Origin of the sequence: Candidatus Regiella endosymbiont of Tuberolachnus salignus, from assembly GCF_964020115.1 — a bacterium.
Lineage (GTDB): Bacteria > Pseudomonadota > Gammaproteobacteria > Enterobacterales > Enterobacteriaceae > Regiella > Regiella insecticola.
Map to the genome: position 1 here is coordinate 354,771 of NZ_OZ026542.1, position 26,378 is coordinate 381,148.

A 26,378-nucleotide genomic window follows, 5' to 3' on the forward strand; every position below is an offset into this window, starting at 1 on the left:
ATAGGCGATTAAGGTATTTTTGAAGCTGTTACTCATCCTCGAGAGATTGCTCACACCGTTGTTGCCGAGTAGTTCGGCTTTAGGTTGAATTGGGGGTTACCCACTTCTTATCGAGAATATCCAGTACCCACCTTTAGAATAGAAATTTAACACCCAAGCCAATCAGTTGACTGCCTACAGGGAGACGTTGAGGTGGGATGTAGTTATCTAATCCTTTTGTTTTGCAAAATGTTATTAATTGATTTAGACAATTTATTCCTGCTTTTCGATATATTTTTTGTAATGTGTGGTGAGTAGACCGTGGAAGCCTCCCCCACAGCCTCTCGTAGAACGGTACGTGAATCTCTCAATTCATACCGCTCCCATCAGGCAAATGCACCTACCATTCCTGCTCGCCAGTGGACAAACAAACGCGGACTCTGCTTTGCTATTCTTTCCAAAAATTGCATTGCTCGAGTTTTATGGTGACGAAGTGATTTATACTTTCTCCTCGCCCACCTCACCAGGGCTTTATTTACATGTCTGATTACCCCATACAGCGCTGACCGCGTATAACGACCATAATAATTTATCCAGCCGTTCAGCACTGGATTTAACCATTCGGCTAATTGCACTATGTTCAGCGCTGTTTGGCTACGTACACATAATTTTCTGATTTTCTTTCGCATCGCTTTGAGGGCAATTTTGCTCACAGCCGGTGTAAAGCTAACGAATAAGCTATTGCGTTTACTGTTCTTTACTACTCGTCTTCTGAACGTATAGCCCAGAAAATCGAATTCAGTGTGTACATGTCGCTCCTGTCTGCTGCCGTCTTTGCAGTAAACAATCTTTGTCTTCTCTGGATGGAGCTGTAGACCACATGCCATAAAACACTGTCGCAACATATCGAGCATCTGCTGGGCTTGTTGTTGACTGCGGCAATGAACCAGACCATCATCGGCATACCGACACCATGGCACAGTAGGATGGTGTTTTTCCAACCATCTATCAAACACATAGTGCAGGAAAAGATTGGCTTATTGTAGACTGGAAATTTTTCACAAAAATAAGGCTGAATGGATTCTCCATTATTCCAAAAATGGGTTTCAATAATACTGACACTTCTTCCAGTCTTTTCAGCACGTCTATCGTGGTCTTGTAATTCTGGCGCTAATTCCGCCCAGGGGACAGGACATTCATGATCCAATTTCCCTTCAATATTAAAGTTAGAGGGTATACCTGTGAAATTTAAGGCAGCCTGATTCATGTGCAGATGCTGTGATTGTAAATTTTTTATTCCCCAAGCTTCATTAAAACTATCTATAGAAAAAATAAGAGAATTGAGCTGTTCTGTAGAAATTTCTGGCATTTTTTTCAAAATTGCATCCATATTTAATTTTAGTAATAAGTAAAATTATTATTTCTATATCAACACTAATCTTATTATCTTTTAATATAAATAGAATTCTATCAAATTTGGGATGATGATCATCTTCATCATAATGGCAAAGACTACGGAATAGCCTACGAAGGTGGAATAGGTTTTTCGGATGATCCCCATTTGGTAACACTGGATGATTTTGGTTTTGATGTGGGTGATCGTTTCACCTATGAACACAATTTTTTTGAAAACTGGCTTCATAACATTCGTATTGAAACCATCCATGATAACTCAACCCAAAAGTCTCCATTTTGTCTGAGTGGCCAATGGAATGCCTGGTGCCATCTTAGCTGATGAGAGGGACAAGACCCTGGCACTGCTACATGTGGTTATTAACGCAGATGAATCGACAAGGGTCGGAGATATTCGTGACTTTATTGAAGTAATTGGAGAGCATAAAAAAGTGTGAGGCAATCATCCAAATCATTCCCAATTGACGATAAAATCACTGACATTATTTTAATGCATCTCAAGATACTCTTGATCTACTCCAAATACAGTTTCATTGTGAGCTAAGAGAATTATTCGGATCTAAAAATCGATGGGCATATCGGAGAAAAGACCGATGAAAGCACTGGATTAGCGGGATAGGATTGCCCACACTTTTTTATGCTCTCCTTGAGCGGAATTATGACCCGTGGGAGTCAGAACATCTCACGATTGATACCTCTAATAGGGGATCGCCTGTTATTTCTTCAGTGACCGGTGCGTTGAACTGTCTTTAGCACCAACATTATTTGCGGAAGAACCTCACACTGAGTATACGCGGGAATAACAAATCGTGAGAAGCGTGTCCTCCTGATAACGACAAATTGGGTAAGGCTACATCTCTGAAAAAGTAAAGAGGAGCTAGCGCTAGTTGTAACCCATCCGCCGCCGAACTGGCGTCTGCGTTAGGGGTTGAGCGAGGGCTTTTTTATGGGCAATCAGTGTTAAATAATATTGGCAAGCAATTCTATTGTAACTATGATTAATAAACCGCTGGGGTATGGTCACATCAAGATGGATTGTGGGGGTATTACATGAACAAAATAAAGACTTATTTAAAGATATTGCCTATTCTACTATCGTCTATACCTGTCTTAGCTGCTCAAAAAGAAACGCCAGTTTGTAAAGCATGGCCGGGTAGACTTTTTCCCATCAAAGCTTGCACACCACAAAAGCTTACTGTACAGAAAGCTAAACCATCCAGACCAGAAAACAGTGTGCCCTACGAATCGATGCCAACTCCTCCTTTCCTTGCAGCTTCCATGCAATTAAAACGCGAAATGTAAGCTTCTTTGCATACTAAGGTCTTATTGCCAGTGAATCCCATAACCAGAAAGGTGAAGTCATTTAGACCCTGCCTATCCACCGGTAACGGATAACCCGCATTTTTTGAGTTTGGCTACATGCGTGGAATTAACCTGCATCAGCTCATAATCCACACTCAACGAGAAGGTGGCTTTCTTACGTTGAGCCATCGATAGATATTCCCAGAAGATCCAAACCATGAAAATGTATGAGACATATTATATTCTTTTTCACCAAATTGTAGCATCGTTTGTAACGTGAAACTTCCTTTATGATCATCCCAACATTCTTCTTTTATAGCGTACCGGGCTGATTTACCTTTATAACCTACTACACCACTAGAAGTGAGCCAATCACGATCATTATAATTAACTTCTCTGCTGTCTTCAGTAGGATCGACGATTTTGTGAGAAATGAACAATTTCGTTATGAGTTTTTTATTATCTGGTATATTCAATTCGGTTTTAGGCCATACTATGAAATGATGCATTCTACCTGCCAACGACATCTGACACGCATTATCTAACTCTCCTTTTGAAGTTATTATAGCACTTGCAGTCGCAGTCGTTTTTATTGAACCGATATCATTTATATCAGGTGCTTTTACAGAAACAAATTTCGATTTATTTGCTGTGATCAAGTTACCATATTGGCCTTTGGCTATCACTTTAAGGTAAAGCTGTCTTCCCCAAAAATAATATTGCGGACTAAAATGAATCTCATGGATTCCTGATGATTTAGGTACCTCTTTTTCCCCTAAAGATTGTCCGCCATCATCGAATAAATAAACAGTAACACTTCCTGCCTGATTAAATTCGTTAGAGGTATCTATACGCAAGGGTAAGATGATGTCGTCATCAGCGTATACAGGTATCCAGTCACCATTATTGCTATAATTACCGTGACTGCTATATCTTATTTCCTCGAGTTCAAAAATAGGTTGACTGTAAATAAGCACATCATAGTGTCCTGAGCTGGCACTATAAAAATCATTCTCAGCAACATTAAGTGTCAGACGTGCGCGACCCTTACCTACTTTACCCTGAACACTCCCCGAGCTGGACAGGTTAACCACGTTGGAATCACTGGATCCCCAGTGAACATCAGCATCTGACGGCACCTTATTTTTGGTTTTTTGTAGCGTGAAAGTTTCTTCGTCGGTTGTTTTCACTTCGGTCACATCAAAGCTGATATTTACCGTGCCTTTGTTAAGTAGATAAAGTACATCAGCAGAGGCAGCTTTAAACTGGTCTGTTTCCCGCGTACTGACGCTCACCGTACTTCTTCCCGGTTTGATTGCGTTGAGAGTACCACTGCCGTTTACGGTCACGATCCCGGTATTTTGACTGGTATAAACAGGAGTAAGGCTGCTTCCCACATCCGCATTACCGAAAGTCGCTGCAATGCTGTAGGACTTACCGTCTGCCCACGTAGCTGTAATCGGGTTACCATCACCAGCCTGCAGTTTCGGATCGGCTTTATCAATGGTCAGCACATAACTGGCCTTTGCCGGATTGTATTGTGCATTACCTGATGTATAAACCGTGATCTTGACTTCACCGGATTTTATTAAGGTGACCTTACCGTTATTGTCAACCGTCGCCACGCTATTGTCTGAACTTGACCATATCTGCTCCACATTATCAGGCATACCGCTTACCTCCTGTGAACGAGTAAAGTTTTTGGTATAGATGATACTCTGCTTCGCATTTGCAAAGTGAAGAGCAGGTGTGATGGCTCCCGTGGTAATAGTGATCGTCACGGCCTTCTCCATGTTGTTCCCCACAACGGCCTGACCTTCGACGTGCGGGGTGATCGTCACCGCTTTGGCAAGGATGCCTTTCACTGCTTTCAACTTGGCGCTGTAGACGCCCTTTTCTTCCGTGATGTCACTTAGCCTGGTACCCGTTTCATCGTCACGGTTAAAGCTGACCTTTAAATTGCACAGAGGCTGATTGCTGGCATCCCTGGCGGTAAAAGTTAAAACGGCTTCATCTTCACCGTCAGCAATAATGCTCTCTTTTGAAACAGTAAAGTCATAGTGACGAGGAGCAACCGGTGCAGGGGGTGCCATCAACGTCACGGTTTGCGCCCTGACCTGGTCAGTGGCTTTACCGTCGATATACGGGGTGATCGTCACCGCTTTGGCAAGGGTGCCTTTCACTGCTTTCAGCTTGGCGCTGTAGACGCCCTTTTCTTCCGTAACTGCAGTCAGCGTGGTGTCCGCCTCATGGTCACGGTTAAAGCTGACGTTTAAATTGTGCAGAGGCTGGTTGCTGGCATCCTTGGCAGTAAAAGTTAAAACAGATTCATCTTCACCGTCGGCAGTAATGCGCTCTTTTGAAACAGTAAAGTCATAGTGACGAGGAGCAACCAATGCAGCAGGGGGTGCCATCAAGATCACGCTTTGCGCTCTAACCTGGTCAATGGCCTTACCATCGATATACGGGGTGATCGTCACCGCTTTGGCAAGGGTGCCTTTCACTGCTTTCAGCTTGGCGCTGTAGACGCCCTTTTCTTCCGTAACTGCAGTCAGCGTAGCGTCCGCCTCATGGTCACAGTTAAAGCTGACGTTTAAATTGTGCAGAGGCTGGTTGCTGGCATCCTTGGCAGTAAAAGTTAAAACAGATTCATCTTCACCGTCGGCAGTAATGCGCTCTTTTGAAACAGTAAAGTCATAGTGACGAGGAGCAACCGGTGCAGGGGGTGCCATCAACGTCACGGTTTGCGCCCTGACCTGGTCAGTGGCCTTACCATCGATATACGGGGTGATCGTCACCGCTTTGGCAAGGGTACCTTTCACCGCTTTCAACTTGGCGCGGTAGACGCCCTTTTCTTCCGTGATGTCACTCAACGTGATGCCGGCTTCATCGTCACGGTTAAAGCTGACCTTTAAATTGCGCAGAGGCTGATTGCTGGCATCCCTGGCGGTAAAGGTTAAGGCCGCCTCATCCTGACCGTCGGCAATAATTTCATTTGTTGAAACAGTAAAGTCATAGTGGTTGGGAACAACCGGCGCAAAGCGTTTCGCTTTCAACAATGTTACGACTTTCTTCATATTCTTCCCCATAACGGCCTGACCTCCGACGTGCGGGGTAATCGTCACCGCTTTGGTATCGTTACCTGTTAGGGTGGCGCTGTAAACCCCCTTATTCTCCGTGACGGCACTTAGCCTGGTGCCCGCTTCATCGTCACGTTTAAAACTGACGTTTAAATTGCGAATAGGCTGGTTGCTGGCATCCTTAGCGGTAAAAGTCAGGCTGGAGGTGATCTTACCATTCGCGATGATGCTATCGGGTGAAACCGTAAAGGTGGAGTTCTGCGCATCAACAATTATGGGAGGTGAGTGGGTCACACTAACATGCGGAGCCGTCACTGTCAGTTGTGTCACCGCGCGGTTAGAGGCATTACCTTTGCTGTCATAAGCCACAGCGCTTAGTGTATAAACATTATTGCTGTCAGCATGGTAAGAGGGCAGTTTGATCTTTAGTGTGTCTTGAGATATCTGTGTGACCGTTCCTCCCGCAGCAAGTAGACTGGTTCTATCCCAGTCAATGCGTCCAAGGCCATGTTTCGCCGTGACCAATGCAGTTAACCGAAAGGTATTTCCTGCTACATTGCTCAATTTCTGAGGTAAGGTTAAACGAATAACTTGCTGTTTTTGATGCTCCAGCACGATATGGTTATTACGTTCCACTAAATCATAACGGTTGCCGACCCGTGTTCGCATTGTGGTGACTGCTGAGGGATTTATCTGTGCTTGCCAAGATTCACCCAGGCGATAATTCATCTGAAAATTAAAAAAGGTGTCGTTTTTTCGGCGTTCTACACCCAAGGTCAATAAGGGAATAGGGGTATAATTGAGCCCCACAGTGATAGCGTTGGGATTTTTTTGTCGATGGTTTGTAGCGAATAAAGCCACTTCATCACCATAGTATTGTTCAAACATTAACTTACCGCCTAATTGCGGATAAGACGGCAAATAGGCCTCGACACGCAGATCGTAGCCGTTAGCCGGACGCGCGTTGTAATCAATAAAGTCTTGTGATTGATGCCAGTTATTTAAGGAAAAATAACTATTAGCCGATAATTTCAGGTAATCAGCCCACACTTCAGCACCTAGCCCAATCCTCCGATTTTTAGCTGTTAAATCATGATCAAAAAACGTATTAACATCAAACATCCAATTATTTTGGAAAATACGCGCCCCCGCACCGATATTAAAGGTATTGCGGCCATTTTTATTACGGGCACCGAGCTGGGTAAATAATAACGACTTTGAGTTATCGTACAAGGGGAGCATGAAATCTAGGGCGCTACCGTCCAGATGAAAATCGTTATCGATATTAAGTTGTACCCGAGCAGTACCAAACTGATTTAGCCACTGCCCAATGCTAGCATTGGCTTCAGATACCACTGCTGAGCGAGCCATATTGATTGCCGCATGAGTAGGATTATCAGTATTGGACAACAATGATCCGGTGGTCATTATTCCTTGTATTATCTTATCTTCCGCCGTCACGGTTTTTTCAGTGTTATTAGAGTTTTTACTAAAAAATGATGATTGACGAGAAGGAGCACCTATTTTATCGCTCACTGGCTGTGAATTAGCTACGATCATGACAGGGGTAAAAAGAAGTATACTTAGGAGCCGGTACAAAAGTATTTTTAGTTTTTTATATCGATAGTTAGACAACCGAAACTTAGGCAAACTAGATATTAAAAAATCTATAAAAAATAGCATAGATATTCCTCATAGAATTCGATAAAACACATCGCTATTCTTGATATGTCATTTGAAGCATAAAATCTCTGGAAAAAATGGAGGGGATTTAACCTTTACAGGCAAGTTGCGCCTAATGTTCAGAAAATGCGTGTTTTTAAACGAAAATGACTCAGCAATAAAGAAATTATCTCTTTGTTGAACAGAGATAGACGTAAAGTTTTAGATGAATACTGCCTGCTTTTTAAGCAATTTATGATTTTTCTCATAAGGCTAATTATTCAATAATCCTAATCTAGGAAAGGCGTTTTATTTTATACTGAGCAAATAGCGGTTTTCTGGCAAACATAATAGAGCGGAAACTTTTCATACAAGTTAAGGTTGAATTTTTGCTCTCGACCAAAAAAATGGGAATGAGCGTCACTCTTTGCCCGTTGCTGATGGTATCCAGCAGTGTATTAGTAATTATTTTATTGATAATTTATGTCACAAAATAAAAATTAACTCTCTCAATAAAAAAGAATGGTTTTCCCTGATAAAAACATTACCGTTTCATGAGATTTAGAATAAAAATAATAACTATTTCATCACTCTCTCTTTTCTGTGACACCAATTGAAGATATAGATGAAAATTTTCGTAAGTGATCTTCTAGCCTCAATTCAGATTCACATTTTTTGCTTCTTTTAGATTTCAGTGCACTGATAGTTAATAAACTATTCGCGGTTGCTGATATTTTAACAGTGACCATTGTTTCTGTCTCGGTTGACTCAATATTTACTTTCACTCTCCCATTCCTTAAAGCTCAACCGTGTATTTTTAGTTTATATTTACAAATACATGCCGCTTCCATTATTGATAGATATAAAATTGCATAAAAATTATTGATTAGTATTGCCTCCTGGTCTTCATTATTTACACACAATTAATAGTGCTTAATTAAGTAAGCCATAGTTATGATTTACTCATGACTTGTTGTGATACACAGTACTATCTACATTAATTATTGTTAGAGTGAATTTTACTCTTGCTCAAAGATAAAATAAATAATGTTCCTACTCTCAATATTTCATCTTCACAATGAAAAACATTTAAATATCCGTGTATTAACAAGCTTCAAATTTTTGCAAAAAATACTATTACCGTATAGTGTAAAAATTTTATACTTGTATTAATAATTTTTTATATGATCGAGCAAAAAGACCTGTTTTGGCTTGATATGAAAACAATCCTATCACTATATCTATTAAAGTAATCCTCTATACGTGTCACATAAAAATAAAATCTATTCATAGTCTCATGAATGATAAGTTCATCTTTAGTACGTAACAGATTGCAAAAATACTTTCTCACGTCGCTATGCTGAAGTGTCCCAACATTAAGCATTTTTGGTACTAATATAACTCTAGATTGATCATCATAAATTTCTCTATACTCACTTAATATTTTATTTTTTACGATTGTGATATATTGTTTTGCATCTTCTACTTCACTATAAAGCTCATTAAAGTGAGTATACATATTTGTAAACTTATCAGTAACTTTCTTTTGACTACCATAATGGTGGAAATGAGTGTCATTAACTAAATTAACGTTTATATTATAACATTGAGCAACTTGATTCATGATTACTTCGCTTCTGGTTACATGAGAACTTATAATATCCTCTTTTGGTAAAAATTAGGTTATTTTAAATTCAATTCCTTCTTTTTCTATCCACTGCTTTATTGTTCGCTCCGTGATTTGCTGGCGTGATAGATGTTCGTGGCGAGCTTGTACCTGTCTTATTACCTCTGACCCGAGCTCGTTGATTACTCTACAATTAGAATGCAAGTATGAGTCAGGTAGCTTATTGGCCATTGATACGGGGGTATCAAAAATATTAAATATTTTTAATTGTTTAGGGCATACAGCTACCAACATATCTATCCGGGTTTTAGAAATATTCAATTCTTGTAGATCGCTAGGAAGATCTTCAGGTAAAACCCTCATTAATGTATGCGAAATATTTAAATAAGTTAATGTATCAGGTAGTTTTGGTAATGACAAGATTCGCGTGTTAGAAAGATTTAAATAAGTTAATGTATTAGGTAGTGTTGGAGGTAATGAATTAATAGGGTTAGAAGATATATTTAAATGAGATACACCATCGATCATCTCACTTGTTACCGTCCTTATGTTTTCAAAAGAAAGATTCACTTCTCTTAATGATGCAGTACATACTGATGCAATACATGTAGTAGTGAGTGGGTAGGTTTGCACTTCAGGAACTTTTGGCATTATGTTTTTCAATGAAGTTAACTCTTCAATAATTCTTTCGTATCTATTCTGCTGTGCTAGTTGGATAGCTGTAGAAAGCATTTCATTAGTAATATATTTTTTCTGCAACGGGATTTCAACTCTAGGTTTCGACAGCATGTTAATCAGCATATCCTTATAAGCAAGAGAATAATCATTATAGGTATTTAGTTCTTTAAGTATTTTATTCGTGAGCTGATTAGACTGTTTATAGATATATTTTCCTCCCATATAAACTAACTCAAAACCAGGATCGACAGAACGCACTGTCGCTTTCAGGACATAAATTAATGTTTGCTTTGTCAGTAAATTAGATGTGCCAAAGATACCTTCTTTAAAGAAGCACGGTGCAGTATTTTTTATAGCAAATTTCAACGATCCCGTCGCTAAATATCTTGTCATTCTGAGTCTAGAAATATTAGCGGCGGATATTAATACTTCACTCATGCCTACGCTAAGTTTGCCTACTTCACCAATTAAAGGCAAGAACATCAGAAGATCTAGAACAAAATAACCAGCTGCCTCAAGTTTTTTGCCATCTTGTAGATTTTTTATTGCATCGTAAAAAGGAATTAGATGCTTCAAGAAATCAGCAATCTTTTCAATAATGGTTGCTTCATACCCTGATTGATGTAGATTGTCATAAAAAGAATCTTTTCGGATTCTAGTAAGTTCTTCTACTAGCTTGGTTACTGAGTCGTTTTCTTGTTTTAAAGTTTCGTATTTATCAAGCTCAACTATAAATGGTTTAGTTTCTATTTTCTCTATAATTTCATGTGGTATTGCGGTGTTTTTTTTTAAAAAAAGATAAATACGAGTATTTACTTCTAGGATCATCAATCTCGTGAAATCTATATCGCATGTCGTCATCAGGAGAGAGAATAAACCATCGAGTCGTGTGAAAATATTCTATACAAATAACACTATATATATTCAATGATTTTTAATACTGTAATATCTGAACAATGCGGATAAGGAAGAGATAACTCCATAACCTTAGGGGCATTATCTTCTATATACGTTTCCTTCATCCCGTAATAACATTCTTTTTCTGTGAAAACAAATTTAGCATAAGATACTTTCCCAAGATTAAAAAAATCCTTGTCTTCTTGTAATGACAGTCTATCAATGGCATCTGTAAGGGCAATCTTCTGCCATATGCTAAATTTTTTAGCAATCTCTTCATTTTGCTTTGCAAAGATCTCAGTGAGGTTTGGTAGTCTAGCATCGATAGTCGAAGGAAAAGAATCAGGTGCAGCTTTGTAAGCTGCAATCGCGCCTTCATTATCAATAATACCTATACTAGCTAGTTTCTCTTTAGCTAATTCTGTACGAGTTTTATATCCATCCATTGCTTTTATAAATTTATTGATTGGAAGTATTGCTTTAATTTCTTCATTTTCTTTATCTACCGAGTTAAAAAACTCCGTAACGACTTTTTCCCTTAGAACGGGCGAATTAAGAATTTCCTCTACTAATACATCAGTATTTTTTATCGCATAAGATAAGGCTACAGGAATTAAAAAGTATCTTACTTTCTCAGGGATACTGCCTTTTTTTATTACATGTTCTAAGAAGGCTCCTATTTGTAGGAGATATTCTTCAATATACGGATTAAAATCGATGCTATTGTCATTTAAAAAATGTAGAGCAGCATGAATATATACCCAGGGGATAGAGCCAATGACTAAATATTCAAGTCTATTAAATATTCTAAACCTTCCCATGTTAGGAATATCTGCGTAATATTCGAATACTGGCATACAAGGAAAGATAATGTCTTTTTCTATTTTTTTTATGGTTTCTGGCTTCAAGTGTGCTATTTTATCTAAAATATCCTGCCAAACATATTTTACTGTTTTCTTGTCATCGTCCTTGGATTTTACCAAATCAGCAACAAACTCAAGGAAACTGTCTTTTTTAAAGATAGTTTGAATGAAAAAGTTTTGAATTTTTTTCGTTGATAAGTCTTTTAATATTGATTTTTTATCATTTTCTTGAGGGACTTCTGTAATATCAGTTAATTTTGATGCTAATCCTGTTAAATTTTTCTTATCTGCTGCAAGAGCACGATAAATATCATCCACCACTTGTTCAGGATAAACAAAACTTTCTTCTGATAAAAACCCGACCTCTTTAAGGTATTTTTTAGCCTTTTGGTATGTTATATCGTATTGTATTTTATTATCTTGATTTTCAGAAATCTCTTCTATGGAAGCCTCGATTGATTCTGTGTTTAATGTATTTTCCATATGATTTGAATTATCAATTTTGGTTGTTTCAGTCATTTTTGTTCCTCGATTATTTTTCTCTGGATGTAGATTTGTATTTTTATGAAGCGTAAGCGTATGCTCCGTATGCTGGTGATGGTTATTTCATAACAGCTAGAGGCAGTTTTGTTCGGTTAAGGGAGAATAAGTGAAAATACTCATCAAAAGCGGGTTATTTTTAATAGCTAAAATATTTTTATTGATGATACTTTCTTATCAAAAAAATATTTACATACATGCAAAAACGCAATTGCCCCGCACAATGGCGAGGCAATTCTTGAATGGAATATGTGTATATCTATAGGTTAAGTCTTATTAGCTGTCCTGGTGAGGAATGACAGCATATTTCTTCATACGTTAAGGGGTCATGCTGAGCGCTTTTCGTTCCAAATCTAGTCCGGTTACGTTAAAAATCGAATTATTGCCATAATAACAGGCTTTCAGTGCATCATTTTCCTGTCGTACGAATGCTCAAAAACGCCAATTTCACGAACCTCCAAGTCCTTTTTGTTCTCAGGCATGAGCAGCACGCAGACGACGGTTTTTTTTGTTGTATCAACCGTTGCGCGATCTAATGTCGCGCGATAAATTTCGTTTCTTATCTGACTCGTCTGTTTAAGATCCGCTATAGGTGTGCGATTATCGCCTAACACTATATGCGTTAATTGCAGTTTGGTACCAGCGGGGGCACTCGCTTCGCTCAAACGTGTATCACCTTTTTGAGTCATCGTAAGAGAAAATAGGGTTGTGCTCATACAGTCGTCATCTTGTGTCGTAGGAAATGAGTTAAAAGAAATCCATTAACCTCATTACGATCAGTTAATGACTGTGCATTTTTTGACTGAACTTTATTTAGATTGCTTTAGAAAAAAAAGAATAGCGCCACCCATTGGCGGTTAGTATTACTAACGACAATGGGGGAATCCTATAAATACATAACGCTTTTATGTTGTTTTATAAAAAGTACCGGAAGAAATAAACCATTGCTGATTCTGCTTCAGTAGACTTGTTACCTAATAGTAAAATAAGCAGCCTGTTTTAGTAATGAATTGAATTTCAAGCCATTCTGAGATAGAAATTCCAGAGACCGGTGCTGAGAAGCATAAAAGGTATCGTCAATAAAAGGTTGGCGATGACGTAAAGATTAAACGAGTTGAATACGTTGCAGTTCGATTTCATGGTTCGATTGTATTTCGATTAATTTCAAGTGAGCCTGCGGATCAGACTCTACCCGCTGTATTAACTCTTCTGAGCTATCAATCATTGTGGCACTCGCAGATCCCCCCAAGGCGCTCCCCCATAATGGCGCGGCTTTTGCTACTACTTGTCCTAATGCTTCTAGGCTCATACGTAACCCACCTTTATAACCTGCATTGATATAGCCCTGTTTTTACCCACCATGTCTCCCTTCAAGATTTGATATTGATTTGTTATAACGAAAATCGTCGTGCCAATAAATGTGGCTTACATCGATCACACCAAAATTTGAGCGATAATTTTTATCACATCAATCTTTGTACTAAAAATAAACAGGACGGTGCCCAATCCACATAAAATGAGCAAGTACTTTCTCAGCAAGGCCAACAACTGTGAGCGCCTCACCTCTTCTACCTTTTTTTTGCCAAAGGGTCGTCTCTATCTGAGCCTGACTGGACATGATGTTTTTTTGGAGAGCAGTGATATCAGATAGCATTTTTAGATGCGCTTCTGTCAGTTCAGCTAGCTTCATTTGTCCGGGTTCTTGTCGCTCCATCGCTTGTAGATCAGTGTGCAACGCATTAATCTGGCGGACTGCTGCCGTTATTTGATTGGCGTGCTGATGCACAATATCAGTGAGTCGTTCATGTAGGCATGATTTAGCAGTAATGGGGAAACGTTTTTTGAGTTAAATTGAACGAAAAAGCCCGCCTAAGCAGGCATTTCAAATACAGTAGCAACAGCCTAGGTAATTTATACCCGATTTGTATTGACAACATAAATAAAAAATTAAAAAACATCAGACTATTTCAAGACGGCTACTTAAGCGACCTAATAACCATTGGTGAGCCATATCCACATAATTTTTGAACTGAGTGTGAGAAATCGCCAATTTTTTGGCTTTGTAGCGTAAGGAGCCTCGGTTGAAATAGTGACATCGTAATGCCTGTGCCATCACAGGATTCTGTTGGGTCATCGTGTTGACCAAGCGTTCTATCTCTTCAGCGGCGGCATGGATGGGCAGCGGTTTAGAGCCTGGGAGACGAAAAACATTACCCTCCGTCATAATGCGGTATTCAATGGAGCAAGAGGGATAACCTAAACCCGAAAAATTCCCTCTGCTATACCATTCAGCCCATTGGTACAAACGATTTTAGAGATAACGAGTAAAATTATTGGTATTCATGATGACGATATCCATAAGTCGCATTCGCTTTCTTTGGTGCGGCATGAAATTGACAGGAATCCTGCATTAAAATTGAGCGTCCATCCTGTCAATTCGCTCGGTTCAAATCGACGAGGAAATACAGTATATTCAGGCTTACGTATCCAGGAAGGGTCGTCATAGGTAATGTCTCTTAATGTAGCCTGATTCAGGCGGGAGGTAAAAATAGATTTCTGGATAAATCTCATGCTAATGATTTTGACTAACAACCTGTACAACGATTTATGATGTTTAAAGTTAAATAATTGCATTTAAAGTAAAGAAATCACTGTAGGTCTTTCGTACATCTATAATCTGACATCTCATTACCATTCTTATCTTTTTTCCTACAGAGTGAAACTCGTGTCAAGGTTATAACAAGCTACACAAAATTCAAGGTACAAGGTTATTTGCCAGTACGGTTTGTTCCCTGCAAAGCATAAAATTTCTCATGGAGGGATTTTGGATATAATTCGGTATAAACTTGCCATAAAACGTTTAATGAGCGGTGACCTGTTATCTGAGCTACTTCTTCGATACTGAATCCGGCCTCAAATAGACGGCTAGCCCCTTCGCGGCGCAGATCATGGTGTCAGCGCTAATGATAAAAGACCGTAAATTGCTAATTTAATTTGTCCACTCAAGCCAGAATGCAGTTTCCTTTGTGGTGACAAAGCCATGAGGGAAATAAGCATGCTAAGAAGAGAGGACCACTACATGATAAAACAACGCCATCAACAGGGGGCATTTATTGTTGATATTGCCCATCAGATAGGGTGTTCAGAAAAAACGGTGAGACGGCACATTAGCTATCCTGCGCCGCCAACAGCAAAACGCGGTAAAAAACAGGTTGCTAAACTCGAGCCCTTTAAAGACTACATCGATTCAAGGTTGAGTGAACAGGTTTGGAATGCGGCGGTTATTTTTGAGGAAATCCGTGAAAAAGGCTACCGGGGTGGGAGTGCGATGCTCCGACGTTATATACATCCCAAACGTCCGCTCAGGGCCTCGAAAAACACGGTACGCTTTGAAACCCTCCCCGGTTATCAACTTCAACACGATTGGGGAGAAATCATCGTTGAGGTGGCAGGCTCTGCCTGTACGGTTAATTTTGCCGTTAATACGCTCGGTTTTTCGCGTCGCTTTCATGTCTTTGCTGCCCCTAAGCAAGATGCTGAGCACACGTATGAATCGCTGGTTCGCAGCTTCAATTACTTCGGTGGCAGCGTAAAAAATGTCTTGGTAGATAACCAAAAAGCCGCTGTTATCAAACATGGACAAAATGGCCACATCGAGTTCAATGCGGGCTTCCTGCAACTGGCTAATCACTATGGGTTTAGCCCTCGCGCCTGTAAGCCTTATCGACCGCAAACGAAAGGCAAAACCGAACGGATGGTGGGCTATGTTAAACACAATTTTTTCACTCGCTACCGTCAGTTTGAGAGTTTCGCTCATGTTAATCAACTGCTAGCGATGTGGCTGGCGAAAGTGGCAGACCAGCGTCATCTTCGTCAATTCAAGCAGACACCGGAAAATCGTTTTGCTGAGGAAAAAATAGCCTTGATGCCACTCCCTGCGACTGATTTCGATACCAGCTACTTCGACCTACGACAAGTGGCATGGGACAGCTATATCGATGTCAGAGGTAATCGCTATAGCGTGCCTTCATTCTGGTGTGGTCGTGCGGTTAATATTCGTATCGGTTTAGATAATACGCTACGTATTTACGGCGATGAGCAACTGCTCGCGACGCATCTCTTGCAGGAGGTAACGCAGGGCTGGCAAAAGGTGCCAGAACATCATCAAGCCCTTTGGCAACAGGTCAATCGAGTAGCGTCTCGTTCGCTCAGTGTGTATGAGGAGCTACTCTGATGGAAATGGAAAACTTGTTGATACGGTTAAAAATGGATTACCTGGGCGATGCGTTGGAGAGTTTATGTGAAGAAGCCACCAAGAAAGCACTGAACTACCGTGAATTTCTCCAGCAGGCATTAGCCCAGGAATGGAACGGGCGTCACCAAAAAGGCTTGGAATCGCGGTTAAAACAAGCACGTTTGCCGTGGATAAAAACCTTGGAGCAATTTGACTTTACTTTCCAACCAAGTATAGACAGGAAAATTATCCGCGAGCTGGCGGGGCTGAGGTTTGTCGAACATCATGAAAACGTCATTTTGTTAGGCCCACCTGGGGTAGGGAAAACGCATTTGGCGATAGCGCTGGCTGTCAAGGCAGCTACAGCTGGGCATCGGGTATTGTTTATGCCTCTGGATAGACTCTGCTGTACCTTAATGAAGGCAAAGCAAGAAAACCGTCTGGAACGCCAACTTCAGCAACTGTGCTATGCCAGGGTATTAATACTGGATGAAATCGGGTATTTACCGATGAATCGCGAAGAAGCTAGCCTATTTTTCAGGTTATTGAGCCGTCGTTATGAAAAGGCGAGCATCATTCTCACATCAAATAAAAGTTTTACTGATTGGGGGGACGTATTCGGTGATCACATTTTAGCAACTGCGATTTTAGACAGGCTTTTACATCATTCAACCACATTGAATATTAAAGGAGAAAGCTATCGACTCAAAAATAAACGCAAAGCAGGCATGTTGCCTATAAAAACGACTGATATTATCCAGGCGCCTGGAATAGAAACCCAACAGGAAAATTAGCAAAAACTGGACATTTTAAAGTAGCAAAAAGTGGTCAATCTAAAGTAGCGTTGACAATGGTAACGCAGATCTTTAATACCCAAGGCATTTCGGACACGTTGAAAACCGGCAGTGACAGAACGAAAATTATACGGGAAAATTAACTCACTAGTTTTCGGCTGGTGCTGCACGATAGTCCATGCGTCGCCAAGCAACGGTACCAGCATATGATTACCTGATTTTTTACGAGGATCCTTCCTGTCCCTGACCAGTTGTCAACGCTACTTTAGATTGACCACTTTTTGCTACTTTAAAATGTCCAGTTTTTGCTAATTTTCCTGTTGGGTTTCTATTCCAGGCGCCTGGATAATATCAGTCGTTTTTATAGGCAACATGCCTGCTTTGCGTTTATTTTTGAGTCGATAGCTTTCTCCTTTAATATTCAATGTGGTTGAATGATGTAAAAGCCTGTCTAAAATCGCAGTTGCTAAAATGTGATCACCGAATACGTCCCCCCAATCAGTAAAACTTTTATTTGATGTGAGAATGATGCTCGCCTTTTCATAACGACGGCTCAATAACCTGAAAAATAGGCTAGCTTCTTCGCGATTCATCGGTAAATACCCGATTTCATCCAGTATTAATACCCTGGCATAGCACAGTTGCTGAAGTTGGCGTTCCAGACGGTTTTCTTGCTTTGCCTTCATTAAGGTACAGCAGAGTCTATCCAGAGGCATAAACAATACCCGATGCCCAGCTGTAGCTGCCTTGACAGCCAGCGCTATCGCCAAATGCGTTTTCCCTACCCCAGGTGGGCCTAACAAAATGACGTTTTCATGATGTTCGACAAACCTCAGCCCCGCCAGCTCGCGGATAATTTTCCTGTCTATACTTGGTTGGAAAGTAAAGTCAAATTGCTCCAAGGTTTTTATCCACGGCAAACGTGCTTGTTTTAACCGCGATTCCAAGCCTTTTTGGTGACGCCCGTTCCATTCCTGGGCTAATGCCTGCTGGAGAAATTCACGGTAGTTCAGTGCTTTCTTGGTGGCTTCTTCACATAAACTCTCCAACGCATCGCCCAGGTAATCCATTTTTAACCGTATCAACAAGTTTTCCATTTCCATCAGAGTAGCTCCTCATACACACTGAGCGAACGAGACGCTACTCGATTGACCTGTTGCCAAAGGGCTTGATGATGTTCTGGCACCTTTTGCCAGCCCTGCGTTACCTCCTGCAAGAGATGCGTCGCGAGCAGTTGCTCATCGCCGTAAATACGTAGCGTATTATCTAAACCGATACGAATATTAACCGCACGACCACACCAGAATGAAGGCACGCTATAGCGATTACCTCTGACATCGATATAGCTGTCCCATGCCACTTGTCGTAGGTCGAAGTAGCTGGTATCGAAATCAGTCGCAGGGAGTGGCATCAAGGCTATTTTTTCCTCAGCAAAACGATTTTCCGGTGTCTGCTTGAATTGACGAAGATGACGCTGGTCTGCCACTTTCGCCAGCCACATCGCTAGCAGTTGATTAACATGAGCGAAACTCTCAAACTGACGGTAGCGAGTGAAAAAATTGTGTTTAACATAGCCCACCATCCGTTCGGTTTTGCCTTTCGTTTGCGGTCGATAAGGCTTACAGGCGCGAGGGCTAAACCCATAGTGATTAGCCAGTTGCAGGAAGCCCGCATTGAACTCGATGTGGCCATTTTGTCCATGTTTGATAACAGCGGCTTTTTGGTTATCTACCAAGACATTTTTTACGCTGCCACCGAAGTAATTGAAGCTGCGAACCAGCGATTCATACGTGTGCTCAGCATCTTGCTTAGGGGCAGCAAAGACATGAAAGCGACGCGAAAAACCGAGCGTATTAACGGCAAAATTAACCGTACAGGCAGAGCCTGCCACCTCAACGATGATTTCTCCCCAATCGTGTTGAAGTTGATAACCGGGGAGGGTTTCAAAGCGTACCGTGTTTTTCGAGGCCCTGAGCGGACGTTTGGGATGTATATAACGTCGGAGCATCGCACTCCCACCCCGGTAGCCTTTTTCACGGATTTCCTCAAAAATAACCGCCGCATTCCAAACCTGTTCACTCAACCTTGAATCGATGTAGTCTTTAAAGGGCTCGAGTTTAGCAACCTGTTTTTTACCGCGTTTTGCTGTTGGCGGCGCAGGATAGCTAATGTGCCGTCTCACCGTTTTTTCTGAACACCCTATCTGATGGGCAATATCAACAATAAATGCCCCCTGTTGATGGCGTTGTTTTATCATGTAGTGGTCCTCTCTTCTTAGCATGCTTATTTCCCTCATGGCTTTGTCACCACAAAGGAAACTGCATTCTGGCTTGAGTGGACAAATTAAATTAGCAATTTACGGTCTTTTATCATTAGCGCTGACACAGTACCGCTTTTTGCTTCTCATCAATATCTTCCCACCTGATTTTGCACACCTCACCGACCCTCATACAACTGAGTATTGAGAAATTCAAAATATCGACAAACGGAATTTTTGCAGCAACATGACCGCTTCTAGCTTCCAGTCCCACAAGCAATCTATCTAACTCATCACTTACCGGACGGTGGCTACGGCGTTTAGATTTTCCAATCAGCCCCATTTGCAGCAAAAGCGGCCTGGCATCGGTGGCGGGGTTGGCTATGTAGTCAATACCGTAAACAGGTTTGGCAGAAGCTAGTACAGAAGAGAGGTAACTCACATCGTGGTTAACAGTGGATGAGCCAGCACCTGCGCCGTTTCTGTGGCGACAGTATTCGATAACGTGGCTTGTGGAAAGGTCTGCAAGTAAGGTATCGGCTATGTCGCAATCCAACAGCATGTCCAGTACATAGCGTTTTGTACGACCTGCTTTGCCGCCAAGATTTGGATCGTTAATATAACGTTTTAGTAGTTCGCCAACGGTTATTTTCTCGATGTCGCTGCTGTTGGGTACGCCGTTTTCTTCTAGTTCAGCTGCCCGTTTTGTCCCCCATGTTTTGGCCTGAGCTAATTTTCCGAAGGTTCTTGTTTCGCGGTGCAGATGTTTGCCGCCTTCCTTAACGCCAGCTGTGCAGCGGTACCGTACCGTCAGCACGTGGACGTTTTACTATGTTATAGTAAGCCATACTTTCCATTTCCTGTATCCGTATCCGGGTACACCATTTTAATGGTGTACCCTGTGGTGTACCAAGAATACAAAAATAAGACATAAAGACAAAAAATGCACGAAAATAAAGCAACCCTCCCTCCCCCACCAACCATTGATAACAGCGGCACTGAGCTAAAATACCCTGCCCATCGTTTTTCCGTCGCGCCGATGCTCGATTGGACTGATCGCCATTGCCGTTATTTTCATCGTTTACTCACTAAACAAACCTTGCTGTATAGCGAAATGGTGACCACTGGCGCCATTATCCATGGAAAAGCAGATTATCTGGCTTATAGCGAACAAGATCACCCTGTGGTTTTGCAATTGGGTGGCAGTGATCCAAAAACACTAGCGGATTGTGCCAAACTGGGTCAACAGAGAGGTTATAACGAAATTAATCTCAATATTGGTTGCCCTTCGGATCGCGTACAAAATGGTCGTTTTGGCGCCTGTTTAATGGGTGAAGCGGATTTAGTTGCTGATTGTATTAAAGCAATGAATGATGCTGTTTCCATTCCTGTCACGGTGAAAACGCGCATTGGTATCGATAGTCATGATAGCTACGAATTTTTATGTGACTTTGTAGATACCATAGCCAACAAAGGGGGCTGTCATATTTTCATTATTCATGCTCGCAAAGCTTGGCTATCGGGGCTTAGTCCCAAAGAAAATAGAGAGGTTCCACCGCTAAATTATCCTCGTGTCTATCAGCTTAAACGTGATTTTCCACAACTCACCATTGTTATTAATGGTGGGATCACAACATTAGAGGATGCCGCTGATCATCTCAAGTATGTTGACGGTGTGATGATTGGGCGCGAAGCCTATCAAAATCCGGCGATTTTGGCTGAGGTTGACCGTAAACTTTTTGATCCTCAAGCGGCAATAACAGATAAAGTAGCAGTAATAAAAGCGTTATATCCTTATATTGAGCAAGAATTGTCTCGCGGAGCCCACCTTGGGCATATTACTCGACATATTCTCGGTCTATTTCAGGGGATGCCCGGAGCGCGTCAGTGGCGACGTTATTTAAGCGAGCACGCTCATCAACCTCGGGCGGATGCTGCTGTAGTTGAGCGTGCATTATCTTTTGTTCAGGGCTGAGAGCCTTATAAGAATTTGGTTAACTTTATAATCTCTCAGACTATTCTAGTGAATTTTGTATCTTTGAGATGAGTTTGCTGGTTGATAAGCCTTCTTCAAAATTAAGTATTTTTACTTCTCCCCCCGCCGCCTGTACTTCTTTTCTTCCTGCGACATCTTGCAGTTGATAATCGCCCCCTTTCACTAACACATCGGGCAAAATTTCAGCGATTAATCGCGCGGGAGTATCTTCAGAAAAAGGCACAACCCAGTCAACCGCTTCCAGAGCAGCCAATACTTGCATGCGTTGATTCAATGGATTGATTGGCCGATTTTTGCCTTTTAAGCGCCCCACGGAAGCATCATCATTAACAGCCACAATCAGGCGATCCCCTAATTTACGCGCATTGGCTAAATAGGAAACATGTCCGGCGTGGAGAATATCAAAGCACCCATTGGTCATAACGATTTTTTCTCCTCCCCGCCGCGCTGCTTGAATAGCAAGTTGTAACTGTTGCTCTGTAACCACGCCATAACCGGTGTTACTTTCACCGTGGATCACCCTTTCTAATTCGATCGGTGACACTGTCGAGGTTCCCAATTTGCCTACAACCACCCCTGCGGCAGCATTGGCTAAAAAACAGGATTCTTCCAGCGTGTCTCCTGCGGCTAAAGCGGCGGCTAATACACCAATCACCGTATCTCCGGCACCGGTCACATCAAAAACATCTTTTGCCTGTGTGGGGAAATGTAACGGTTGCTTGTTACATTGCAATAATGTCATCCCTTTTTCAGAACGGGTTACCAATAAAGCAGTTAATTCAAAAGAGGCCATGAGTTGCATGCCGCGCGTCACCAGTTCATCTTCATTGCTACAATGTCCCACGAGCGTTTCAAATTCAGACAGATTCGGCGTTAACAGCGTTGCACCCCGATAGCGTTCAAAATCGCGCCCTTTAGGATCGACTAACACTGGAATATTATTCATCCGCGCTAATTGTATTAATTCTTGAACATTGTTAAGCGCCCCCTTAGCATAATCAGACAGCACCAATACACTAATCTCTGGTAACCGTTCTTTAACACAGATTAAAAGCGGTTGCGGATCAAATTCGGTAAAGCTGTCTCCTTCTTCAAAATCTAAGCGAATTAACTGCTGATGACGTGAAATAACCCGCAGTTTAGTATTAGTAGGATGATGAGGTAATTCAATACACTGACAAACAACCTTCGCTTGCTTCAATTTCTCTTTTAGTATGTTAGCTGCGAGATCTACCCCGGTCAGACCAATGACATAACAGCTGGCACCAAGAGCGGCAATATTCATAGCCACGTTAGCCGCACCACCTGGTCGCTCTTCAATGCTATTGGTATCCACTTTCACGATAGGCACCGGTGCTTCTGGTGAAATACGGTTAGTCGAGCCATACCAATAGCGATCTAACATAAGATCACCCACTACCAATACCTTGGCGCGTTCGAAAAAAGGCAGTGTCATTTTCATCGATTAACTCCTGAAACCCACATTCATTTAGCCCCAAAATGAAATGATTAATAGGGAGCGGATATTATCACAAAAGGACTTTATACCCTTCGCCTTTGAAGCCGCCGCGTTGTTGGCTGCGGGTGTTCGCCAAATAACGTATGGAAGCCCTGAAAAACCGCTAAAAGTAGTCTATTCTGTCATTAATAATTTTTTTAGGTTAATAGTGAAATGAAAACGAAATCGACGAGACGAGGCGACTTTTTAGCGCAGATGAATAGGATAGTTCCCTGGGAAAAAATTCTGTCTAAACTCAGTATCAATTATCCTAAGCCAACAGCCAAAGGGGGAAGACCGGCAAAACCTTTAGAGGTGATGCTGCGGATTTATTTTTTACAAAATGGGTTTAATTACGCTGATTTATCGATGGAAGAAGCGTTATATGACATCCCCTTACTACGTCAATTTACCGGTGTCTCCGTCGATGCGATTCCCTCCGATCCCACCATTCTGCATTTTCGACACTGGCTGGAAAAACATCATTTAAGCGAATCATTGTTTGAAGAGGTCAATGCGCATTTAGCTTCGTGTGGGCTGTTTATCAAACGGGGTAGTATTGTTGATGCTACGATCATTCATGCACCCAGTTCAACTAAAAACCGGCAAAATGGCCGCGATCCTGAAATGAAAGCCACCCGTAAAGGCAATCAGTGTTACTTTGGTATGAAAGCGCATATTGGTGTGGATGCACAGACGGGTCTGGTGCATTCCCTGGTAGGAACCTCGGCGAATGTAGCCGAGGTAACGCAAGTTCATCACCTTCTTCACGGCCAAGAAGAGGTTGTCCATGGTGATGCCGGTTATAAAGGCGTGATGCGACGCAGTGAACATCAACATCGTGCGGTCATCTGGCACATCCCCCGACGGAGGGTATTGGCCTTGCCCGGGCAGGAGCAGCAGGTATGGGAGAAACATCGGCATCGGCAAAGTCTTATTGCGAAAATCCGGGCTAAGGTTGAACATCCCTTTCGGGTGTTAAAATGTCAGTTCAACTTTAGAAAAGTGCGCTACAAGGGCTTGGCAAAAAATACCGCGCAGTTATTCAGCTTATTTGCTTTGACCAATCTCTTTCTCGCTAGAAAAATCCTGCTCTGTAACCCCTGATTTTCCATTGATACTGAAAAAAAGTGTATCCGCCGTCTCTTATACCGTAAAAAAAGAGTGCATTGATTTTCTTTTTTATTACATGACTTTAAGAATTAACGCTATTAGCTCAAAATATAGCATTCATTATCGGTTTTTCAGGGCTTCCCTAAGGTTATCCACAAACTCACCGGTGACATCCCAATGATCAATTGGGGATCATCAACCTTTGAAAGTTAATGATCAAGATATAAGGTTATCCGGCGTTGCCTCCGCAAGCGTGAGAATGCAGAAAGGGTCATCAGCGAAATGCAGCAATCACTCGAGGAGGCAGCACAATCGAACGTTTCTACGCTCAACTCAACACTGGCACAGTGGGAAGAACGTGAAATTAACTTATTCGCTCAACGTAGCCACAATCGTGTAGCTCATCATTCTAGTTATTAATTGATCTCTTCCCAGATAACTATTTTGGGGGATTTATTAATCACAATATATTTGTGAAGAATTTCTGCATGCAAAATTTACCCTTGGGACGAGCATTTCACTCACGACAAAGAATTTAATATCGCATCATCAACCCACGGAGTCCTACATCATGAAAACATAAATATTCACACAACAATAACGGTGACGCAATCACCGTTTACACCAATTAACCTTAGCGCTAACAGCGATGCTGTTTTCCTTGGGCGTGCCACAAAAAGAAATTTCTTTATTACGTGCAGTATCTTATCCCGTGTTTGAGCACCAGGGAAATCACGATAATAAAAAACAGAATACGTATTATCGACCCAAAGGCAAAAGTAAATTCATTGCGGAAATTTAAAACCTTTTGTCATCAAACCGGTTTTGATCGTTATTTTTCCCAGACGTTATCCCGTGTGAAATACGGTGTATTGAAGAGAGGAGAGATTGTAATGAGTAATAGACAAAGCAGAGCGCGGAAACGCGCATTGAGAAATAAAGTATTCGCCGCTCAAAAGAGAGAAAAAAATAAAACCTGGTTTACTCGATTAATGTGTTTATTTAAGCAGGAGAAAACGCATGTTATCTACTGAGACTGAAAAGAAAATAACTATTTCCACCCCACTCTACCAAACACTGGAAAAATACGCCGCTTCGGTGAGCGTTCATTGTGAATGTACGGTCACACCAGATAATTTTATTCATTACCTGATCCAGCATTATGCTGAAAGCGCTAGCGATAATATTATTGCTGCGCTGGAAAATTAAAAAAATATCATGAAAGAATAAAAGAAAAATAATCGCTCTTTTGATTTCGGTTATTTTTATCGGATAGATATTTAACGCCATTTTTTTGCTAAAAATAAGGAGGAGGATGAAGAGTAATAATACCTGAAAATTGTCAATACTATTATTTTTGTTGATTGATCGTCATTCACCCTCTTATTTTTTCATCACTGACGGACTTCTTTTTATTAAAGAGGAGCCGTCATTATTTTTTATTGTTGAAATAAATTTATTCAAATTACCTTCTGTAACTTTTCCGTTTAAAACACGGACGACGTGATGACATTTTTAACCTTAACAAAGAGAAAACGACAATGGAAGTCAGCCTTAAGCAATGGAATGGAAACCAACCCCGCCCGCGTTGCATGGAACAAGTACGCCGATGGGTACGCTCTGGTGTCATATACCACCTATGCTATAAGACACTCGCAGACTGCCAATCAAGATTAGCAGCCATTACCCATGCTTTTGCTGATAAAACGCTGAATACCCTTACCACCAAAGAGATTGCTGAATTTATAAACAGTTACAGCAATCAAGATAAAACCACCACCGCCAAATTAATCCGCAGTTTGTTGATCGATATGTTTAACGAAGCCATTGCAGAAGGGCATTTGGCGACCAATCCGGCTACAGCGACAAAAAGCCCTCGTGTACAGGTACAGCGTGAACGCTTATCACTGGAAGATTTTCTGGTAATTAGAGGGGTGGCAAACAAACGGCAGCCATGGGTAGCGCTGAGTATGGATTTAGCCTTGCTCACAGGTCAAAGAGTGGGAGATATCCAACGGATGCGGTGGCACGATATTTATGATGGTAAATGGTGGGTAAAGCAACAGAAAACAGGAATGAAATTGGCGATACCCTTAACCTTGAGTCTGGAAGTGATTGATAAGAACCTTGAAGGTATTCTCAATGATTGTCGGCAACAAATAAGGGATGAAGAGTACGTATTTATAGGGAAGAAAAAAACTCACTTCAATCCTAGAAGCTTGTCTCAAGGTTTTACAGGATCAAGAGAAAAATCTGGTTTGCAATGGCAGGGTACACCGCCCTCATTTCACGAAATCAGAAGTTTATCCGCGAGGCTACACAGTGAAGCCAGAGGTAAGGATTTTGCACAAAAATTGCTGGGGCATAAATCCTCTGCCATGACAGATAAATATCGTGATAGCAGAGGGAGTGAGTGGGACGAAATCTGATATCAATTCATGATTT

General features: G+C 41.4%; 22 protein-coding genes and 5 pseudogenes. 9 read left to right on the top strand and 18 right to left on the bottom strand.

The window, feature by feature from the left end:
- Positions 1–365: 365 nt before the first annotated feature.
- The 3 genes and pseudogenes from AACL30_RS01925 to AACL30_RS01935 form a co-directional block, all read right to left on the bottom strand.
- The gene (locus tag AACL30_RS01925; RefSeq protein ID WP_339058376.1) at positions 366–692 is read right to left on the bottom strand and encodes a group II intron maturase-specific domain-containing protein; all 327 of its coding nucleotides are present in this window, start codon (positions 690–692) and stop codon (positions 366–368) included.
- A gap of 72 nt (positions 693–764) precedes the next feature.
- Positions 765–995, bottom strand: a pseudogene (locus AACL30_RS01930) (reverse transcriptase domain-containing protein); the annotation flags it as partial.
- 35 nt (positions 996–1,030) lie between these two features.
- Positions 1,031–1,369, bottom strand: a pseudogene (locus AACL30_RS01935) (LuxR family transcriptional regulator); the annotation flags it as partial.
- A 129-nt stretch (positions 1,370–1,498) separates the two neighbouring features.
- On the opposite strand from AACL30_RS01935, the gene AACL30_RS01940 reads away from it, so the two are divergent.
- Positions 1,499–1,714, top strand: a complete 216-nt coding sequence (locus AACL30_RS01940; protein WP_339058377.1) for an IS1096 element passenger TnpR family protein — start codon at positions 1,499–1,501, stop codon at positions 1,712–1,714.
- 728 nt (positions 1,715–2,442) lie between these two features.
- Complete coding sequence (locus tag AACL30_RS01945; RefSeq protein WP_339057634.1) at positions 2,443–2,694, top strand: hypothetical protein; 252 nt, start codon at positions 2,443–2,445, stop codon at positions 2,692–2,694.
- A 155-nt stretch (positions 2,695–2,849) separates the two neighbouring features.
- Here AACL30_RS01945 and AACL30_RS01950 read toward each other — a convergent pair whose 3' ends face one another.
- The 10 genes and pseudogenes from AACL30_RS01950 to AACL30_RS01995 form a co-directional block, all read right to left on the bottom strand.
- Entirely contained in the window at positions 2,850–7,457 is a 4,608-nt protein-coding gene (locus AACL30_RS01950; protein WP_339057635.1) for an inverse autotransporter beta domain-containing protein, read from the bottom strand.
- A 566-nt stretch (positions 7,458–8,023) separates the two neighbouring features.
- Positions 8,024–8,185, bottom strand: a complete 162-nt coding sequence (locus tag AACL30_RS01955; protein WP_235950074.1) for a TraY domain-containing protein — start codon at positions 8,183–8,185, stop codon at positions 8,024–8,026.
- Between the two features lie 431 nt (positions 8,186–8,616).
- The gene (locus AACL30_RS01960) at positions 8,617–9,060 is read right to left on the bottom strand and encodes a hypothetical protein (protein WP_339057636.1); all 444 of its coding nucleotides are present in this window, start codon (positions 9,058–9,060) and stop codon (positions 8,617–8,619) included.
- Positions 9,061–9,114: 54 nt separating this feature from the next.
- Entirely contained in the window at positions 9,115–10,569 is a 1,455-nt protein-coding gene (locus AACL30_RS01965; protein WP_339057637.1) for a hypothetical protein, read from the bottom strand.
- A gap of 86 nt (positions 10,570–10,655) precedes the next feature.
- On the bottom strand, positions 10,656–12,020 hold the full coding sequence (locus AACL30_RS01970) for a hypothetical protein (RefSeq protein WP_339057638.1): 1,365 nt from the start codon (positions 12,018–12,020) through the stop codon (positions 10,656–10,658).
- Between the two features lie 422 nt (positions 12,021–12,442).
- On the bottom strand, positions 12,443–12,757 hold the full coding sequence (locus AACL30_RS01975) for a phage tail protein (protein ID WP_339057639.1): 315 nt from the start codon (positions 12,755–12,757) through the stop codon (positions 12,443–12,445).
- 389 nt (positions 12,758–13,146) lie between these two features.
- Complete coding sequence (locus AACL30_RS01980) at positions 13,147–13,350, bottom strand: hypothetical protein (protein WP_039908350.1); 204 nt, start codon at positions 13,348–13,350, stop codon at positions 13,147–13,149.
- 171 nt (positions 13,351–13,521) lie between these two features.
- The gene (locus AACL30_RS01985; RefSeq protein ID WP_339057640.1) at positions 13,522–13,731 is read right to left on the bottom strand and encodes a hypothetical protein; all 210 of its coding nucleotides are present in this window, start codon (positions 13,729–13,731) and stop codon (positions 13,522–13,524) included.
- Positions 13,732–13,998: 267 nt separating this feature from the next.
- Positions 13,999–14,265, bottom strand: a complete 267-nt coding sequence (locus AACL30_RS01990; protein ID WP_339057641.1) for a hypothetical protein — start codon at positions 14,263–14,265, stop codon at positions 13,999–14,001.
- A 544-nt stretch (positions 14,266–14,809) separates the two neighbouring features.
- Positions 14,810–14,995 (bottom strand): annotated as a pseudogene (locus AACL30_RS01995) (tyrosine-type recombinase/integrase); the annotation flags it as partial.
- A gap of 101 nt (positions 14,996–15,096) precedes the next feature.
- Here AACL30_RS01995 and istA (AACL30_RS02000) point away from each other — a divergent pair.
- Both istA (AACL30_RS02000) and istB (AACL30_RS02005) read left to right on the top strand, forming a co-directional pair.
- A complete protein-coding gene (istA, locus tag AACL30_RS02000; protein WP_339056344.1) occupies positions 15,097–16,275 on the top strand; it encodes an IS21 family transposase in 1,179 nt (392 codons plus the stop codon).
- A complete protein-coding gene (istB, locus tag AACL30_RS02005; protein WP_339058365.1) occupies positions 16,272–17,069 on the top strand; it encodes an IS21-like element helper ATPase IstB in 798 nt (265 codons plus the stop codon). Before istA (AACL30_RS02000) ends, istB (AACL30_RS02005) begins: the two co-directional genes overlap by 4 nt.
- Positions 17,070–17,125: 56 nt before the next feature.
- Here istB (AACL30_RS02005) and AACL30_RS02010 read toward each other — a convergent pair.
- The 4 genes and pseudogenes from AACL30_RS02010 to AACL30_RS02025 all read right to left on the bottom strand — a co-directional run.
- Positions 17,126–17,320 (bottom strand): annotated as a pseudogene (locus AACL30_RS02010) (site-specific integrase); the annotation flags it as partial.
- Between the two features lie 57 nt (positions 17,321–17,377).
- A complete protein-coding gene (istB, locus tag AACL30_RS02015) occupies positions 17,378–18,175 on the bottom strand; it encodes an IS21-like element helper ATPase IstB (protein WP_339058365.1) in 798 nt (265 codons plus the stop codon).
- On the bottom strand, positions 18,172–19,350 hold the full coding sequence (gene istA, locus AACL30_RS02020) for an IS21 family transposase (protein ID WP_339056344.1): 1,179 nt from the start codon (positions 19,348–19,350) through the stop codon (positions 18,172–18,174). Before istA (AACL30_RS02020) ends, istB (AACL30_RS02015) begins: the two co-directional genes overlap by 4 nt.
- A gap of 103 nt (positions 19,351–19,453) precedes the next feature.
- Positions 19,454–20,174, bottom strand: a pseudogene (locus tag AACL30_RS02025) (site-specific integrase); the annotation flags it as partial.
- A 95-nt stretch (positions 20,175–20,269) separates the two neighbouring features.
- Here AACL30_RS02025 and dusA point away from each other — a divergent pair.
- Positions 20,270–21,301 (top strand): tRNA dihydrouridine(20/20a) synthase DusA, encoded by a 1,032-nt coding sequence (dusA, locus tag AACL30_RS02030; protein WP_339057642.1) that lies wholly within the window; start codon positions 20,270–20,272, stop codon positions 21,299–21,301.
- Positions 21,302–21,341: 40 nt separating this feature from the next.
- On the opposite strand, the gene hldE is transcribed toward dusA, so the two are convergent.
- Positions 21,342–22,784 (bottom strand): bifunctional D-glycero-beta-D-manno-heptose-7-phosphate kinase/D-glycero-beta-D-manno-heptose 1-phosphate adenylyltransferase HldE, encoded by a 1,443-nt coding sequence (gene hldE / locus AACL30_RS02035; RefSeq protein ID WP_339057643.1) that lies wholly within the window; start codon positions 22,782–22,784, stop codon positions 21,342–21,344.
- A 210-nt stretch (positions 22,785–22,994) separates the two neighbouring features.
- Here hldE and AACL30_RS02040 point away from each other — a divergent pair, with 210 nt between their 5' ends.
- The 4 genes from AACL30_RS02040 to AACL30_RS02055 all read left to right on the top strand — a co-directional run bounded on the left by AACL30_RS02040 (position 22,995) and on the right by AACL30_RS02055 (position 26,362).
- Entirely contained in the window at positions 22,995–23,927 is a 933-nt protein-coding gene (locus tag AACL30_RS02040; protein WP_339057292.1) for an IS5 family transposase, read from the top strand.
- A gap of 288 nt (positions 23,928–24,215) precedes the next feature.
- Complete coding sequence (locus tag AACL30_RS02045) at positions 24,216–24,353, top strand: hypothetical protein (protein WP_339057644.1); 138 nt, start codon at positions 24,216–24,218, stop codon at positions 24,351–24,353.
- Positions 24,354–24,953: 600 nt separating this feature from the next.
- Positions 24,954–25,142 carry a hypothetical protein gene (locus tag AACL30_RS02050; protein WP_339057645.1) on the top strand — a complete coding sequence of 63 codons (189 nt, stop codon included), beginning with the start codon at positions 24,954–24,956 and terminating at the stop codon, positions 25,140–25,142.
- Between the two features lie 332 nt (positions 25,143–25,474).
- Positions 25,475–26,362: a tyrosine-type recombinase/integrase gene (locus tag AACL30_RS02055; protein WP_339057646.1), complete on the top strand. Its 888-nt coding sequence runs from the start codon at positions 25,475–25,477 to the stop codon at positions 26,360–26,362.
- Positions 26,363–26,378: the final 16 nt, after the last annotated feature.

Bases quoted from the DNA above. Each gene is read 5' to 3' on its own strand.
- AACL30_RS01945 (WP_339057634.1), top strand. From the start codon at position 2,443: ATGAACAAAATAAAGACTTATTTAAAGATATTGCCTATTCTACTATCG.
- AACL30_RS01950 (WP_339057635.1), bottom strand. From the start codon at position 7,457: ATGCTATTTTTTATAGATTTTTTAATATCTAGTTTGCCTAAGTTTCGG.
- AACL30_RS01955 (WP_235950074.1), bottom strand. From the start codon at position 8,185: ATGGTCACTGTTAAAATATCAGCAACCGCGAATAGTTTATTAACTATC.
- AACL30_RS01960 (WP_339057636.1), bottom strand. From the start codon at position 9,060: ATGAATCAAGTTGCTCAATGTTATAATATAAACGTTAATTTAGTTAAT.
- AACL30_RS01965 (WP_339057637.1), bottom strand. From the start codon at position 10,569: ATGATCCTAGAAGTAAATACTCGTATTTATCTTTTTTTAAAAAAAAAC.
- AACL30_RS01970 (WP_339057638.1), bottom strand. From the start codon at position 12,020: ATGACTGAAACAACCAAAATTGATAATTCAAATCATATGGAAAATACA.
- AACL30_RS01975 (WP_339057639.1), bottom strand. From the start codon at position 12,757: ATGAGCACAACCCTATTTTCTCTTACGATGACTCAAAAAGGTGATACA.
- AACL30_RS01980 (WP_039908350.1), bottom strand. From the start codon at position 13,350: ATGAGCCTAGAAGCATTAGGACAAGTAGTAGCAAAAGCCGCGCCATTA.
- AACL30_RS01985 (WP_339057640.1), bottom strand. From the start codon at position 13,731: ATGAAGCTAGCTGAACTGACAGAAGCGCATCTAAAAATGCTATCTGAT.
- AACL30_RS01990 (WP_339057641.1), bottom strand. From the start codon at position 14,265: ATGACGGAGGGTAATGTTTTTCGTCTCCCAGGCTCTAAACCGCTGCCC.
- istA (WP_339056344.1), top strand. From the start codon at position 15,097: ATGCTAAGAAGAGAGGACCACTACATGATAAAACAACGCCATCAACAG.
- istA (WP_339056344.1), bottom strand. From the start codon at position 19,350: ATGCTAAGAAGAGAGGACCACTACATGATAAAACAACGCCATCAACAG.
- dusA (WP_339057642.1), top strand. From the start codon at position 20,270: ATGCACGAAAATAAAGCAACCCTCCCTCCCCCACCAACCATTGATAAC.
- hldE (WP_339057643.1), bottom strand. From the start codon at position 22,784: ATGAAAATGACACTGCCTTTTTTCGAACGCGCCAAGGTATTGGTAGTG.
- AACL30_RS02040 (WP_339057292.1), top strand. From the start codon at position 22,995: ATGAAAACGAAATCGACGAGACGAGGCGACTTTTTAGCGCAGATGAAT.
- AACL30_RS02045 (WP_339057644.1), top strand. From the start codon at position 24,216: ATGCAGCAATCACTCGAGGAGGCAGCACAATCGAACGTTTCTACGCTC.
- AACL30_RS02050 (WP_339057645.1), top strand. From the start codon at position 24,954: ATGTTATCTACTGAGACTGAAAAGAAAATAACTATTTCCACCCCACTC.
- AACL30_RS02055 (WP_339057646.1), top strand. From the start codon at position 25,475: ATGGAAGTCAGCCTTAAGCAATGGAATGGAAACCAACCCCGCCCGCGT.